The following is a 13,809-nucleotide window of genomic DNA, read 5'->3' on the forward strand; positions in this document are numbered from 1 at the left end:
CGGTGCTCCAGGGGGGTTCGGGGGCCGCCCGGCGGGCGGCGGGACGTCAGGTGGTTCGGCAGGAGGCGGCGCGGGGGCGCACCGGTGGGCGCACCCCCGCGGGCCGGTCAGGCCTGCTGGGCGCCGTTGATGTAGCTGACGGCGTCCTGGACGGTCTTGAGGTTGCCGACCTCCTCGTCCGGGATGCGCACGTCGAACTTCTCCTCGGCGAGGGTCGCGATGGTCATCATCGACAGCGAGTCGACGTCGAGGTCGTCCGTGAAGGACTTCTCCGGGGTGACCGACTCGGCCGGCAGGCCGGTCTCCTCGTTGACGATCTCGGCCAGGCCGGCAAGGATCTCCTGCTCGCTGAAAGCCATGTGGTTGCTCCGTTTCCGTGGGTGTTGCTGGTTGTCGGTTGACAGTCTGGGGGCTGCCGCCGCCCTGACGCGCAGGCGCGCGGCAGGTCAGGGCAGCACCACGACCTGCGCGGCGTACGCCAGACCGGCCCCGAAGCCGATCTGCAGGGCGATGTCCCCGCTCTTCGCCTGCCCCTCACGGAGCAGGCGCTCCGTGGCGAGCGGGATGGACGCCGCCGAGGTGTTGCCGGTCTCGGCGATGTCCCGGGCCACCACGACGTCCTCGCGCAGCCCGAGCTTCTTGACCATGTGGTCGATGATCCGCATGTTCGCCTGGTGCGGGAGGAACACGTCGATGTCCTCCGGGCGCAGCCCGGCCGCCTCGATGGCCTGCTCGGCCACCGGGGTCATCTGGAACACGGCCCACTTGTAGACGGACGGGCCCTCCTGGCGCAGGGTCGGCCACTCCACGTCGTCGCCCGGCTCCGCGTTGCGGTAGTCGAGCCAGGAGTGGGTCTGACGGATCATCGTGGCGGCGGACCCGTCGGAGCCCCACACCGTGCGGCCGATGCCCGGCTCCTCCGACGGCCCGACGACGGCGGCCCCGGCCCCGTCCCCCAGCAGGAAGCTGATGGAGCGGTCGGTCGGGTCGATGAAGTCGGACATCTTCTCCACGCCGATCACGAGCACGTGGCGGGCGGTGCCGGCGCGCACGAGGGCGTCGGCCTGCGCGATGCCGTACGCGTACCCGGCGCAGGCGGCGGAGATGTCGTAGGCCGGCGCCGGCGTGGCGCCGATGCGGTCGGCGACGACCGCGGCCAGGGACGGGGTCTGCTCGAACCAGGTGACGGTGGAGACCAGGACGGTGTCGATGTCGGAGCCCTGCAGGCCCGCGGCGTCGAGCGCCTCGCGTGCGGCCTGCTCGGCCAGGTCGGCGACCGTGACGTCCTCGCCGGCGCGGCGCCGGGACACGATGCCGGTGCGCTGGCGGATCCACTCGTCCGAGGAGTTGATGGGACCGACGATGTCGTCGTTGACGACGACGTTCTCGCCCCGCACGCCGCCCACCCCGAGGATGCGGGCGTGCTGGACGGGCTGCGGGGCGCGCAGGGTCGGTCGGGTCATCGGGTTCCTCCGTGGCGGGTCATCAGGTCGCGGGCTGCGGGCAGGTCCTCGGGGCTCTTGACGGCCACGGTCTCCACCCCGGGAAGCGTACGTCGGGCGAGGCCGGTGAGGACGCCGCCGGGGCAGAGCTCGACGACACCGGTGACCCCGAGCGCGAGCAGCTGCTCGCAGCACAGGTCCCAGCGCACGGGGTTGGCCACCTGGGTCACCAGCCGCTCGAGCGTCTCGGCGCCCGTGGTGACGACGGCGCCGTCGGCGTTGGACAGCAGCGTCAGGTGCGGGTCGGCGGGGGCGAGCGAGGACGCGGCCGTGCGGACCCGCTCGACGGCGGGGGCCATGTGCTCGGTGTGGAACGCGCCGGCCACCTGCAGCGGGATCACGCGCGCCCGGGCGGGCGGGTCGGCGGCGAGCGCCTGGAGCTGCTCCGCCGTGCCGGCGGCCACCACCTGGCCGCCGCCGTTGACGTTGGCCGCCGTGAGGCCGTGCCGGGCGAGCACCTCCGCCACCTCGTCCGGCTTCCCGCCGACGACGGCGGTCATGCCGGTGGGGCGGGCGCCCGCGGCGTCGGCCATCGCCCGGCCGCGCTCGCGTACGAGCATGAGGGCCTGCTCGTCCGTCAGCACACCCGCGACGGCCGCCGCGGCCAGCTCGCCGACCGAGTGGCCGGCGGTGGCGTCGGGCTCGGGGACGTCCTCCAGGCCCAGCGCGTGGCGGCTGAGCAGCGAGGCCGCGACGATGAGCGGCTGGGCCACGCGCGTGTCCCGGATGGTGTCCGCGTCGGCGGTCGTGCCCAGCGAGACGAGGTCGAGCTCGGTGACCTCGGCGTAACGCCCGAGGCGTTCGCGCAGCTCCGGCTCCTCGAGCCAGGGAGCGAGCATGCCGGGGGTCTGGGCGCCCTGACCAGGGCAGAGGAGGGCTAGCACCGTCCCACCATGCCAACCGGGCCCCGCCCGGCCCCGCCTACGACGCCTACCAACTCGTTCACGACCCCTTGTCACTTCCCTACAAACGTGTGCGCCATGTCACGGCGCCGTTCTTGTGCGCGGGGCCGCCGCCGGGCAGCCCGGGCGGGGGCTCAGAGACCGCTGTGGCGCGAGCCGTTCCCCGCGAGGCGGCCGACGGCGAGCGCGACCTGCAGCACGAAGCCCTCGCGCGCGTCCGTGGGGTCCCAGCCCACGACCTGACCGATCCGGCGCAGCCGGTACCGCACGGTGTTGGGGTGGACGTACAGCGCGCGGGCGGCCCCCTCGAGGGAGCGGCCCTGGGCGAGGTACTCCTCGAGGGTCTGCACCAGCGGCCCGCCGGCGGCCACGAGAGGTTTGTAGAGGTCCTCCACCAGGGTGCGGCGGGCGAGGGGGTCGCCGTTGAGCATGCGCTCGGGGAGCAGCTCGTCGGCGGGCACCGGGCGGGGCGCGCCGGGCCAGGCGGAGACGGCCAGCACGCCGGCGAGAGCGGCGCGGGCCGACCGGCCGGCCTCCCCGACCTCCCGCACCTCCGGCCCGAGGACCACCGGCCCGGGGCCGAAGCGGGGCAGGAGGGACTGTGCGGCGCCGCGGAGGTCGCCCTCGCCGCCGAGCACGACCACCACGCGGTCACCCTGGATGCCCACGAGTGCGTCCTGGGCCGCCCGGCGGCACGCGCGCCGCAGGTCGGCGGTGCGCCGTTCGTCCATCTCGGCCGGCGCCTGCCCGACCATCACCAACGTGCTGCCGCGCCCCGACCAGCCGAGCGCGGAGATGCGCGAGCGCAGCGACTCGTCGCCGCCGCGCACGAGGGAGTCCACCACCAGGGCCTCGAGGCGCGCGTCCCAGGCACCGCGGGTCTCGGCGGCGCGGGCGTAGACCTCGGCGGCGGAGAACGCCACCTCCCGCGAGTAGACCAGCACCGCCTCGCGCAGGTCGCGCTGCTGTCCCGGCTCGGCGAGCTGGACGGCGTTGTCCTCGACGACCTCGACGACGATGCGCACCAGCTGGAGCGTGTGCTGCAGCGAGATGGAACGCGTGAGCTCCGGCGGGGCGGCCCGGAAGATCTCCTGGGCGTTGTACGTGCCCGCCCGCGGCTCCTCGTACCAGGTGATGAACGCGGCGATGCCGGCCTGGGCCACCAGGCCGATCCAGGAGCGGTCCTCGGCGGCGAGGGCGCGGTACCAGTCGAGCTCGGCGTCGAGGCGTTTCAGGGCCGCGGAGGTGAGCATGTCGCTCCCGCCGCGCAGCCGCCGGACGACGTCGGAGCTGCCGACCTCGCGCCCCGCCCGCTCGCTCGTCGTCATCGGCCCTCGCTGGTGATCATGTGGGGGAGCATAGGGCAGAAGGGGTCGTATCTTGTCGGATGCCTACAAAGGGCTTGCCGGGGTGATCGACCGGCGGGTGCGGGGCCCACCGGATAGGGTCGGAGACATGTCGCTGATCTCACGCCTGCGCGCAATGCTCAAGCGGAAGACGCCGGCCAACAGGGTCGGCGCTCGCCGGCCCTCCGCCGTCGCCCGTTCCGCCGACGCCCCCCGGGAGGACACGCTGCGGGCCAAGCTGATCGAGGACCCGAACGACATCGAGGCGTTCAAGGGGCTCGCCGAGCTGGTGCGCGGGCGCGCCGCCGGGGCTGCACCCGCCGACCCGCTGACCGCGGACCACCAGCCCGCCGACCGCGACCGCGCCGCCGACCTCGCCGTGTGGGCGCTCGCCGAGGAGATCGCCGGCAACCCGCGAGCCTGGTACGCCCTGGTGGAGCTGGCACGGCTCTCGCTGGCCGACGACCACGAGGGCGCCATGCGCCGGCTCGGCGGGGCGTGCGACCGCGAGCACACCGGGGTGGCCGTGGCCGAGTCGGTGCGCATGCTCCGCGAGGCGGATCTGCCCGGGGACGCGCTGGGGCTCGGCGTGGGGCACTGGTCGCCGCGCGAGCACGTCGTCGACGCCGGGGTGCAGGTGGTCCGCGCCGCCCTCGAGGCGGGCCGGCCCGCGGAGGCGCGCCGGCATCTCGACGCGCTGGCCCAGGCGCCGGACGCCGAGGCGGCCGCACGCGCGATCGCCACGCTCGAGCCGGAGGTCTCCGCGGCGGAGGCCGCGTCCAACGCCTGACCCCCCTCCCGCTGAGAGGTCAAGTTCTCGGTGAGACGTCATCTCTTCCATGACGTCTCACCGAGGACTTGCCGGCTCGGCACGTGCCTGGGCTCGTGCGCGAAGACGTCACGGAGCCCTCGACCTCGTCTGGGGAACGACTTCGCAGGGAGGACTTGACCTCTCGGGGAGGATTCGACGTCTCGGGGAGGATTCGACGTCTCGGGGAGAAGTTGACCTCTCGGGGAGAACTTGACGTGTCACCGAGCACTTGACGACTCGCGCGCGTGGGGGACGGGTGTCAACGGGCAAGGGCCCCGTCGACCTGGTGGTCGACGGGGCCCTTCCTGGTTGCTCGGCGCCCGTGAGCTCCTGGCTCAGGCGTCGCCGCCCGCGGTGCCGGACTCGCCGGCGTGGACGTTGAACAGGTCGTACTTCTCGATGGCCTGGCGCGGGATGTCACGGTCGATCTCGCCGCGGTCCGCGAGGGCCTGCAGGGCACGCACCGTCATCGAGTGGGCGTCGATGAACAGCTGACGCCGGGCCGCCGGGCGGGTGTCGGAGTACCCGAACCCGTCGGCGCCGAGCGTGTAGTAGTCGCCCGGGACCCAGCGCTGGATGGAGTCCTGCACCTGGTGCTCGTAGTCGCTGGTGGCGACGTAGGGGCCGCCGGCGTCGCGGAGCTTGGTGGTGAGGTAGGCCTCGCGGCGCTCCTCCTCCGGGTGCAGGAAGTTGTGCTTGTCGGCCTCGAGGCCGTCGCGGCGCAGCTCGTACCAGCTGGTCACCGACCACACGCCGGCCCGGACGCCCCAGTCGTTCGTGAGGAGCTCGCGGGCGTGCAGGGCCCACGGCACCCCGACGCCGGAGGCGAGCAGCTGGGCGCGCGGCCCGTCACCCTCGGGCTCGGCGATGCGGTAGATGCCCCGGATGATCCCCTCGACGTCGACGTTCTCCGGCTCGGCAGGCTGGACCATCGGCTCGTTGTACACGGTCAGGTAGTACATGACGTTCGGGTCGCGGGGGTCCTCGCCGTACATGCGCTGCAGGCCGTCCCGGACGATGTGGCGGATCTCGTACGCGTACGCCGGGTCGTAGTGCACGAACGCGGGGTTCGTCGAGGCCAGCACGGGGGAGTGGCCGTCCATGTGCTGGGTGCCCTCACCGGCGAGCGTCGTCTTGCCGGCGGTCGCGCCGATGACGAAGCCGCGCGCCAGCTGGTCGCCGGCCGCCCAGAACTGGTCGCCCGTCCGCTGGAACCCGAACATCGAGTAGAAGATGTAGACGGGGATCATCGGCTCGCCGTGCACGGCGTAGCTCGTCCCGACCACCTGCATCGCCGCGGCCGAGCCGGCCTCGTTGATGCCGGTGTGGAGGATCTGCCCCTGCTCGGACTCCTTGTAGCTGAGCATGAGGTCCTGGTCCACGGCCGTGTAGTTCTGGCCGTGGGTGTTGAAGATCTTCGCCGTCGGGAAGATGGAGTCGAGGCCGAAGGTGCGGGCCTCGTCCGGGATGATCGGCACGATCCGGCGGCCGATCTCCTTGTCCTTCATCAGTTCCTTCAGGAGCCGGACGAAGGCCATCGTGGTGGCGATCTCCTGGTGGCCCGACCCCCTCGCGAGGATCTCGTAGGGCTTGGAGTCCGGCAGCGTCAGGGCCTTGGACTCGGTGATCCGCTCGGGCACGAACCCGCCGAGCGCCCTGCGGCGCTCGAGCATGTACTGCAGGGTCTCGTCGGACTCGTCCGGCCGGTAGTACGGCGCGTTGTACGGGTCCTCCAGCTCCTCGTCGGAGATGGGGATGCGAAGAGCGTCACGGAGCATCTTCAGGTCCGTGGTCTTCATCTTCTTCATCTGGTGGGTCGAGTTGCGGCCCGCGAAGCTCGGCCCGAGACCGTAGCCCTTGACGGTGTGCGCCAGGACGACGGTCGGCTGCCCGGTGTGCTCCGTGGCGGCCTTGTAGGCGGCGTAGATCTTGCGGTAGTCGTGCCCGCCGCGCTTGAGCGCCCAGATCTCGTCGTCCGTCATGTTCTTGACGAGCTCCTTGGTGCGCGGGTCGCGACCGAAGAAGTGCTCACGCACGTAGGCGCCGTCGTTGGCCTTGTAGGTCTGGTAGTCCCCGTCGAGGGTGTTGTTCATCAGGTTGACGAGGGCGCGGTCCTTGTCCGCGTTGAGCAGGGCGTCCCACTCGCGACCCCATATGACCTTGATGACGTTCCAGCCGGCGCCGCGGAACTGGGCCTCCAGCTCCTGGATGATCTTGCCGTTGCCGCGGACCGGGCCGTCGAGGCGCTGCAGGTTGCAGTTGACGACGAACGTGAGGTTGTCCAGGTTCTGCTGGGCGGCGAGCTGCAGCATGCCGCGCGACTCCGGCTCGTCCATCTCGCCGTCGCCGAGGAAGGCCCAGACGTGCTGCTGGGAGGTGTCCTTGATGCCGCGCTCGTGCAGGTAGCGGTTGACCCACGCCTGGTAGATCGCCTGCGCGGGGCCCAGCCCCATGGAGACCGTGGGGAACTCCCAGAAGTCCGGCATGCGGCGCGGGTGCGGGTAGGACGGCAGCCCGCGGCTGCCCTCGGGGTGGGAGTACTCCTGGCGGAAGCCGTCCAAGTCCGCCTCGGAGAGCCGGCCCTCGAGGAAGGCGCGGGCGTAGTTGCCGGGGGAGGCGTGCCCCTGGAAGAAGACCTGGTCGCCGCCGCCGGGGTGCTGCTTGCCACGGAAGAAGTGGTTCATGCCCACCTCGTACAGCGTCGCGACCGACGCGTAGGACGAGATGTGCCCGCCGACCGACACGCTCGGGCGCTGCGCGCGCGTGACCATGACCGCGGCGTTCCAGCGGATCCAGCCGCGGTACTTGCGCTCGACCGCCTCGTCACCGGGGAAGTAGGGCTCCTCGTGGACGCCGATGGTGTTGACGTACGGGGTGTTGATCGGGTTCGGGACGGCGACGGACCGCTCGCGCGCCCGCTGGAGCAGGTTGAGCAGGATGTACCGCGCACGGGGGCCGCCGCGCTCGTCGATCAGTCCGTCCAGCGACTCCAGCCACTCCTGGGTCTCCTCGGTGTCGATGTCCTTCACCTGGCTGAGGAGTCCCTTGATCAGCGGCGAGGACTCGTCTCGTGAACTCACGCGTTCCCTCTTTCGTTGGGCGTCGACGGTGACGACGCAGGCGGTGCCACACCTTCGTTCAGGGTAGGACCATTGTCTTACCTTGACCCGGCTGCTGGCCAACCTTGGGACGACGCGGACGTGTGACACTGCTGACACGCAGCCCGTAGGGTCGTCGCGCCGTCCTGCGGGCTTGCGCGCGCGGGTCGCACTACGGTGGGCTTGACCACAGCCCCTGCGCACGCGGGGGAATGACGGAGCACGGGCCGCCACGGCGGCCGGGAAAGGTAAGGACACACGTGGCAGTCAGCGCGGGCGCGGGAGCCGGCAGCCGGTTCGGCTTCACCACCGGGCAGGTGATCCAGGAGTTCCTCTACGACGACGACGTCGATCCTGGGGTGCGCGAGGCCGTGGAGGAAGCCACCGGGAACGAGCTGGTCGACGAGGACTACGACGACGTCTGCGACGGCACCCTCATCTGGTGGCGCGCCGACGACGGCGGCCAGGAGGAGCTGACCGACCTGCTCGTCGACGCCCAGTCCAACCTCGACGACGGCGGCGGGCTCATCTGGGTCCTGACCCCCAAGCCGGGGCGCGAGGGGCACGTGCGGCCGGCCGACATCGAGGACGCGGCACGCACCGCCGGCATGCAGGCCACCTCGGCCACGGCCGCGGCGCCCGGCTGGTCCGGCATCCGCATCGCGACGCGTCGCCGGGGTCACTGAGTGACGCCGGCGGTGGGCGTGGGTGACCTCGCGCCCGACTTCGAGCTGCCCGACACCCACGGCACGCCCGTGCGGCTGAGCGCGCTGCGCGGCAACCCCGTGGTGGTCGTCTTCTTCCCGTTCGTCTTCTCCGGGATCTGCACCTCGGAGCTGTGCGAGCTCCGCGACAACATCGCCGAGTTCGCCGACCACGGTGCGCGACTGCTGGCCGTCTCCACCGACGCGATGTTCGCCCAGCGGGCGTGGGGCGAGTCCGAGGGCTTCGGCTTCGACCTGCTCTCCGACTTCTGGCCGCACGGCGCCGCGGCACGGGCCTACGGCGTCCTGGACGAGACGAACGGGCACGCGCTGCGCGGCAGCTTCCTCGTCGACGCCGGCGGCGTGGTGCGGTGGGCGGTCGTGAACCCCCGCGGCCAGGCCCGCGACCTCGACGGCTACCGCAGCGCCCTCGCCTCCCTGGCGGCGGCGCGCTGAGATCCGCCGCCCGCGGGCGGCTGCGCCCGGACGTGCCCGCTCTGCCCTAGGCTGTGGCGGGCGCCGAGGGCGCCACGGGCCTGTAGCTCAGTTGGTCAGAGCGCCGCGCTTACACCGCGGAGGTCGTCGGTTCGAGACCGGCCGGGCCCACCACCTCGCACCGAGGTCCTTTCCCGGAGGCGTCGGCGCGCCGCGAACGTGGCCACGCCCGACGTCCTCGCCCGCCCGGCGCCGCGCCTGTCGGGGCCTGGCACAGGGAGCGCGGGCCGGGCACGGCGGGCGGCGCCGTCGTCGGTAGGCTCCGGAGCATGCCGGACCTGACTCTCGTTGACGTCGTGACCCTCCTCGAGCAGCACTACCCGCCGGCGACGGCGGAGGACTGGGACGCCGTCGGGCTGGTGGCCGGCGACCCCGCTGCGCCGGTCCGGTCGGTCCTGCTGGCCGTCGACCCGACCGAGGAGGTGGCGGCCGAGGCGCTCGAGCGCGGCGCCGACCTCCTGGTGACCCACCACCCCCTCTACCTGCGCGGGACCTCCACGGTGGCCGCCACGAACCCGAAGGGTCGCGTGGTCCACTCGCTGGTCACCGGCGGGTGCGGGCTCTACACCGCGCACACCAACGCCGACGCCGCCCAGGACGGGGTGGCGCAGGCGCTGGCCGACCTGCTCGGGCTGATCGACACGGTGCCCGTGGACCCGCTGCCGGGGGAGACGCTCGACACCCTCGTCACGTTCGTGCCGCGAGAGTCGACGGCGGCGCTGCTCGACGCCCTGGCCGACGCCGGAGCGGGGCGGCTGGGGGACTACGAGCGGGCCGCGTTCACCTCGCCGGGCACCGGCACCTTCCGCCCGCTCGAGGGCGCCAGCCCCACGATCGGGTCTGTCGGTGACGTGGAGGAGGTGGCCGAGGACCGCATCGAGATCGTGCTGCCCCGGCACCGGCGCCCGGCCGTGCTGGCGGCGCTGCGGCGTGCGCACCCCTACGAGGAGCCCGCGTTCACGCTCGTCGCCCAGGCCGCGTCCGGGACCAGCACCGGCACCGGCCGCATCGGCCGGCTGCCCGCGCCGACCACGCTGCGCGACCTCGCGGACCGCGTCGCCGCGGCGCTGCCCGCGACCCCGCAGGGCGTGCGGGTGGGCGGCGACCTGGACGCGGAGGTGTCGACCGTCGCGGTGTGCGGCGGGGCCGGCGACTCGCTGCTGGGCAGGGTGCGCGCCCTCGGCGCCGACGTCTACGTCACGGCCGACCTGCGCCACCACCCCGCCTCCGAGCACCTCGCGGGCGGCCGTCCCTACCTGATCGACACGACGCACTGGGCGAGCGAGTGGCCCTGGCTGCCACGCGCGGCCGAGGTGCTTCGCAGCGCCGCCGCCGCTCGCGGCGCTAGGTTGGACGTGCACGTCTCCACGCTCGTGACCGACCCGTGGGACCTGCACCTGGCACCGCAGCGTGTGAGCGAGCCAGGCTCGACGACCTCAGGAGAACGCCCGTGACCACAGCCCCGCCGCAGGAGCAGCGACGGCTGCTCGACCTCCAGGCCCTGGACACCTCCCTGGCCAGGCTCGCGCACCAGCGTCGCACCCTCCCCGTCCTCGCCACGCTGGCGGAGCTGGAGGGCCGCGGCGAGGACCTGCACCGCGCCCAGGTCGAGGCCAAGACTCTCGCCGCCGACACCCGCCGGGAGCTGACCAAGGCCGAGAGCGACGTCGAGCAGGTCCGGGCCCGGGCTGCCCGCCACCAGGCCACGCTCGACTCCGGCAAGGGCCTCTCGCGCGAGCTCGTGGCCCTGCAGAGCGAGCTGGGGCAGCTGGCCGACCGCCAGGCGGTGCTGGAGGAGATCCAGCTCGAGGTCATGGAACGGCTCGAGGCGGCCGAGGCGCGCGTGGCGGAGCTGGACGCGCAGGAGCGTGCCGTGGCCGCGGACGTCGAGCGGCACACCGCGGAGCGGGACGCCGCCTTCGCCGAGATCGACGCCGAGACCGGGCGCATCCGCGCGGAGCGTGACGAGCTCGCCGCACGGCTCGACGCCGAGCTGCTGGACCTGTACGAGTACGCGCGCTCGCGCACCGGCGGGCTCGGCGTCGTCGCCCTGCGCGGGCACCGCACCGAGGGGGCCCAGATCGACTTCTCGCTCAGCGAGCTCGCCGCCATCGACGCCGCCGCCCCGGACGAGGTGCTCGTCTCCGAGGAGCACGGCTACGTCCTCGTCCGCCTCGAGGCCGACGCCACCTCCGGCCGCGCGTGAGCGACCCGGCCGGCCCCGCCGACCCGGCGGGGCTCGCCGACCCGGCGGGGCTCGCCGGCGCGGCGCGGACGGCCGACCCGGCGCGGCTGGTCGGCACGGTCGGGATCCGTCCGCTCCGGGCGGGCGACGGCCCGGCCCTCGCCCGTGCGTACGCCCGCAACCGCGACCACCTCGCGCCCTGGGAGCCGCTGCGGCCGGAGGGCTGGTTCACCGAGCAGGGCCAGGAGCACAACGTCACCCGCCGGCTGGTGGAGCAGAGGCAGGGAGTCACCCTGCCGTGGGTGCTGGTCGACGGCGACCGCGTGGTCGGCACCATGACGGTCAGCGGCATCGTGCGTGGACCGTGCCTCAGCGGCAACCTCGGGTACTGGGTGGACGGTGCGTGCACCGGCCGTGGCGTGGCCACGGCCGCGGTGGCGCACGTGGTGGCCGCGTGCGCCCGGGAAGGCCTGCACCGCCTGCAGGCCGGGACCCTGCTGCACAACGCCGCCTCGCAGACCGTGCTGCGCCGCAACGGGTTCGAGCGGATCGGCGTCGCGCGCAGGTACCTGCGCATCGCCGGCACGTGGCAGGACCACGTGCTCCTCGAACGCCTCCTGGAGGACTGACGGCTCTGCGCGGGCGCCCGGGACCTCGTCAGGCGCGCTCGACGAGGGTGAGCGTGCGCCGTCCGGCCGCCGCGTCGCCGAGCTCCACGGCGTGGACGACGCCGTCGGTCGCCAGCTCCTCGGCGTCCTCGGCGAGCTGGTCGGCGGTCCGCGGCGGCCTCCCCGGCCGGGTGAGCAGGTGGTGCGTGAGCAGTCCGCGGGCGTGCTTGGCGTTGTGGGAGACGACCTGCCGCCGCCCGTCCTGCTCGCGCACGACCTGGACGACGACGTGCTCCGCGGTGCGCGGCGGGCGCCAGGCGGCGGCGTACGCGGCGGAGCGGCAGTCCACGACGACGTCGCCGGCCGCCTGCTCGTCGAGCACGTCGGCGAGGTGGTCCCGCCAGTACGGCGCGAGCTTGCCCGTACCCGGCAGCGCAGCGCCCATCGAGAGCCGGTAGGCCGGCACCCGGTCGCCCGGGGCGAGGACGCCCCAGAGTCCGGAGAAGATCCGCACGCTCTGGCCGGCGCGCCGGCGGGCCCCGCCCGCCAGCTCGGGGAGCCTCGCCGCGGCGTAGAGCACGCCGGTGTAGACCTGCGCGGCGGGCGCGGCGTGCGCGCTGCGCAGGGTGGTGTTGCGGCGCACCTCCTCGGCCACCTTGGCACCGACGCCGAGCACGGTCGGCCCGTCCGGGCGTGCCGAGACGGTGGCGAGCTCGTCGAGGACCCGCTCCCGGGCCTGCGTGAGCTGTGAGGCGGACAGGGCAGAGAGGTCGACGGGGGCGCCGCGGGTGGGCGCCGACTTGCCCTCGGAGGGCGGGAGCAGCACGAGCACCCCGGGATCGTAGTCGGGTCGCCGGCCGACCGAGGTGGACCGCCCGCCCGGTGGGACCGACCAGATCCCCGGGTGGTACGGCGGGGGCGGAGGCCCGCTACGATGGACGCGCGGATGAGTCGGCCAGGCGGTCGCGTCACGCCGGTTCCGGCCGGTGTGCCGAGGAACGTCCGGGCTCCGCAGGACAGGGTGGTGGGTAACGCCCACCCGGGGTGACCCGCGGGAAAGTGCCACAGAGAGCAGACCGCCTCCCTGGTCCGCCAGGGAGGTAAGGGTGAAACGGTGGTGTAAGAGACCACCAGCACGGCGGGTGACCGTCGTGGCTCGGTAAACCCCACCCGGAGCAAGACCAGACAGCAGGCGTTCGAGGGTTGTCCGCCCGAGCCTGCGGGTAGGTCGCTCGAGGCGTGCGGCAACGCACGTCCTAGATGGATGGCCGCCACCGCGGCGCCGGCAACGGCACCGTGGGACAGAACCCGGCGTACCGGCCGACTCATCCGCCCCGGCCGACTGCGCCGGGCGGCCTGCTCAGCGGACGACGGCCACCCAGAGCGAGGAGTCCTCGGCGAGCTCGGCCGCCGTGTAGGTGTAGGCGTGCTCGCGGTTCGGCGAGTTCTCGTTGCGCAGCGTCAGCACGTACGTCTCGGACTGCGGCAGCGAGTCGAAGGTGACCGTCCACGCGCAGCCACGCTGGCCGGAGGTGACCGGCTCGCTCACGGTCGCCGACGTCAGGACGGTGCCGGCGCCGTCGGAGATCTCGACCTGCGTGCCGTCGAAGAACGTCTCCGCGTAGACCGCCGGGTCGCACTCGGCGCCCTTGCGCGTCGACGCGTCCGAGAGGACGACCTCGAGGGACTCCGGCCGCTCGGGTGCACGTGGCATCGCGGTGGTCGCGAGCACCGCGATACCGGCTGCGGCGATCAAGGAGATCGCGCCCCAACGCATGGCTTTTCCGCTGGTCATCGCCCCTCCTCGCCCACGTCTCTGCCCCTGGTCGATGATATCGGAGCGGACGGTTCTCCCCGCTGTGATCCTCGCGACGGCGCGCCGTGCTCGACGCGCCACCGACGCCTGCCTCAGTACTCGTTCGGCATGAGGATCCAGAGGATGAAGTAGACGAGGAACTGGCTGCCGGGCAGCACCATCAGCAGCAGCACGAACAGCAGCCTGGCCACCCAGGGACTGAGTCCGAAGCGGCGGCCGAGCCCGGCGCACACACCGGCGACGACGCGGGTGTCGCGGGGTCGGACGAGCCCGGTGCGGCCCACGGACTGGCGGATGTCGGTCATGACGGGGTCCTTTCGGTTCGGTACCTCAACGGTGCCG

Annotated in this window: 14 protein-coding genes, 1 tRNA gene and 1 other RNA gene; 8 read left to right on the forward strand and 8 right to left on the reverse strand. The window is 73.3% G+C overall.

Going from position 1 to position 13,809, the window contains the following annotated elements; translation table 11 throughout:
- Positions 1–107 precede the first annotated feature (107 nt).
- The 4 genes from ATJ97_RS19060 to ATJ97_RS19075 form a co-directional block, all read right to left on the reverse strand.
- Positions 108–359: an acyl carrier protein gene (locus tag ATJ97_RS19060; RefSeq protein ID WP_098485100.1), complete on the reverse strand. Its 252-nt coding sequence runs from the start codon at positions 357–359 to the stop codon at positions 108–110.
- A gap of 87 nt (positions 360–446) precedes the next feature.
- Positions 447–1,463, reverse strand: a complete 1,017-nt coding sequence (locus ATJ97_RS19065; RefSeq protein WP_098485101.1) for a beta-ketoacyl-ACP synthase III — start codon at positions 1,461–1,463, stop codon at positions 447–449.
- Positions 1,460–2,386 (reverse strand): ACP S-malonyltransferase, encoded by a 927-nt coding sequence (locus tag ATJ97_RS19070; protein WP_098485102.1) that lies wholly within the window; start codon positions 2,384–2,386, stop codon positions 1,460–1,462. The genes ATJ97_RS19065 and ATJ97_RS19070 overlap by 4 nt, the downstream gene beginning before the upstream one ends.
- 152 nt (positions 2,387–2,538) lie before the next feature.
- Positions 2,539–3,732, reverse strand: a complete 1,194-nt coding sequence (locus ATJ97_RS19075) for a PucR family transcriptional regulator (RefSeq protein WP_098485103.1) — start codon at positions 3,730–3,732, stop codon at positions 2,539–2,541.
- Between the two features lie 127 nt (positions 3,733–3,859).
- Here ATJ97_RS19075 and ATJ97_RS19080 point away from each other — a divergent pair, with 127 nt between their 5' ends.
- Positions 3,860–4,540 (forward strand): hypothetical protein, encoded by a 681-nt coding sequence (locus tag ATJ97_RS19080; protein WP_098485104.1) that lies wholly within the window; start codon positions 3,860–3,862, stop codon positions 4,538–4,540.
- A gap of 356 nt (positions 4,541–4,896) precedes the next feature.
- Here the strand turns inward: ATJ97_RS19080 and aceE are convergent, their stop codons facing one another.
- Positions 4,897–7,641 (reverse strand): pyruvate dehydrogenase (acetyl-transferring), homodimeric type, encoded by a 2,745-nt coding sequence (gene aceE / locus ATJ97_RS19085; protein ID WP_098485105.1) that lies wholly within the window; start codon positions 7,639–7,641, stop codon positions 4,897–4,899.
- A gap of 278 nt (positions 7,642–7,919) precedes the next feature.
- On the opposite strand from aceE, the gene ATJ97_RS19090 reads away from it, so the two are divergent.
- The 6 genes from ATJ97_RS19090 to ATJ97_RS19115 all read left to right on the forward strand — a co-directional run bounded on the left by ATJ97_RS19090 (position 7,920) and on the right by ATJ97_RS19115 (position 11,672).
- Positions 7,920–8,345: a DUF3052 domain-containing protein gene (locus ATJ97_RS19090; RefSeq protein WP_245862756.1), complete on the forward strand. Its 426-nt coding sequence runs from the start codon at positions 7,920–7,922 to the stop codon at positions 8,343–8,345.
- Positions 8,346–8,363: 18 nt separating this feature from the next.
- Entirely contained in the window at positions 8,364–8,819 is a 456-nt protein-coding gene (locus ATJ97_RS19095) for a redoxin domain-containing protein (RefSeq protein ID WP_342746924.1), read from the forward strand.
- A gap of 76 nt (positions 8,820–8,895) precedes the next feature.
- Positions 8,896–8,972, forward strand: a tRNA-Val gene (locus ATJ97_RS19100).
- A 155-nt stretch (positions 8,973–9,127) separates the two neighbouring features.
- Complete coding sequence (locus ATJ97_RS19105; protein WP_098485108.1) at positions 9,128–10,312, forward strand: Nif3-like dinuclear metal center hexameric protein; 1,185 nt, start codon at positions 9,128–9,130, stop codon at positions 10,310–10,312.
- Positions 10,309–11,064, forward strand: a complete 756-nt coding sequence (locus ATJ97_RS19110; protein ID WP_098485109.1) for a zinc ribbon domain-containing protein — start codon at positions 10,309–10,311, stop codon at positions 11,062–11,064. Before ATJ97_RS19105 ends, ATJ97_RS19110 begins: the two co-directional genes overlap by 4 nt.
- Before the next feature lie 86 nt (positions 11,065–11,150).
- Positions 11,151–11,672, forward strand: a complete 522-nt coding sequence (locus ATJ97_RS19115) for a GNAT family N-acetyltransferase (RefSeq protein WP_098485616.1) — start codon at positions 11,151–11,153, stop codon at positions 11,670–11,672.
- Between the two features lie 28 nt (positions 11,673–11,700).
- On the opposite strand, the gene ATJ97_RS19120 is transcribed toward ATJ97_RS19115, so the two are convergent.
- The gene (locus tag ATJ97_RS19120) at positions 11,701–12,483 is read right to left on the reverse strand and encodes a YaaA family protein (RefSeq protein WP_170037587.1); all 783 of its coding nucleotides are present in this window, start codon (positions 12,481–12,483) and stop codon (positions 11,701–11,703) included.
- A gap of 115 nt (positions 12,484–12,598) precedes the next feature.
- On the opposite strand from ATJ97_RS19120, the gene rnpB reads away from it, so the two are divergent.
- Positions 12,599–12,983: RNase P RNA component class A (rnpB, locus tag ATJ97_RS19125), an RNA gene on the forward strand.
- A gap of 28 nt (positions 12,984–13,011) precedes the next feature.
- Here rnpB and ATJ97_RS19130 read toward each other — a convergent pair.
- The gene (locus ATJ97_RS19130) at positions 13,012–13,446 is read right to left on the reverse strand and encodes a hypothetical protein (RefSeq protein ID WP_143427084.1); all 435 of its coding nucleotides are present in this window, start codon (positions 13,444–13,446) and stop codon (positions 13,012–13,014) included.
- A 113-nt stretch (positions 13,447–13,559) separates the two neighbouring features.
- On the reverse strand, positions 13,560–13,772 hold the full coding sequence (locus ATJ97_RS19135; RefSeq protein WP_098485111.1) for a PspC domain-containing protein: 213 nt from the start codon (positions 13,770–13,772) through the stop codon (positions 13,560–13,562).
- Between the last annotated feature and the right edge of the window lie 37 nt (positions 13,773–13,809).

The sequence above is a fragment of the Georgenia soli genome, from assembly GCF_002563695.1.
In the GTDB taxonomy this organism is placed as follows: Bacteria; Actinomycetota; Actinomycetes; order Actinomycetales; family Actinomycetaceae; genus Georgenia; species Georgenia soli.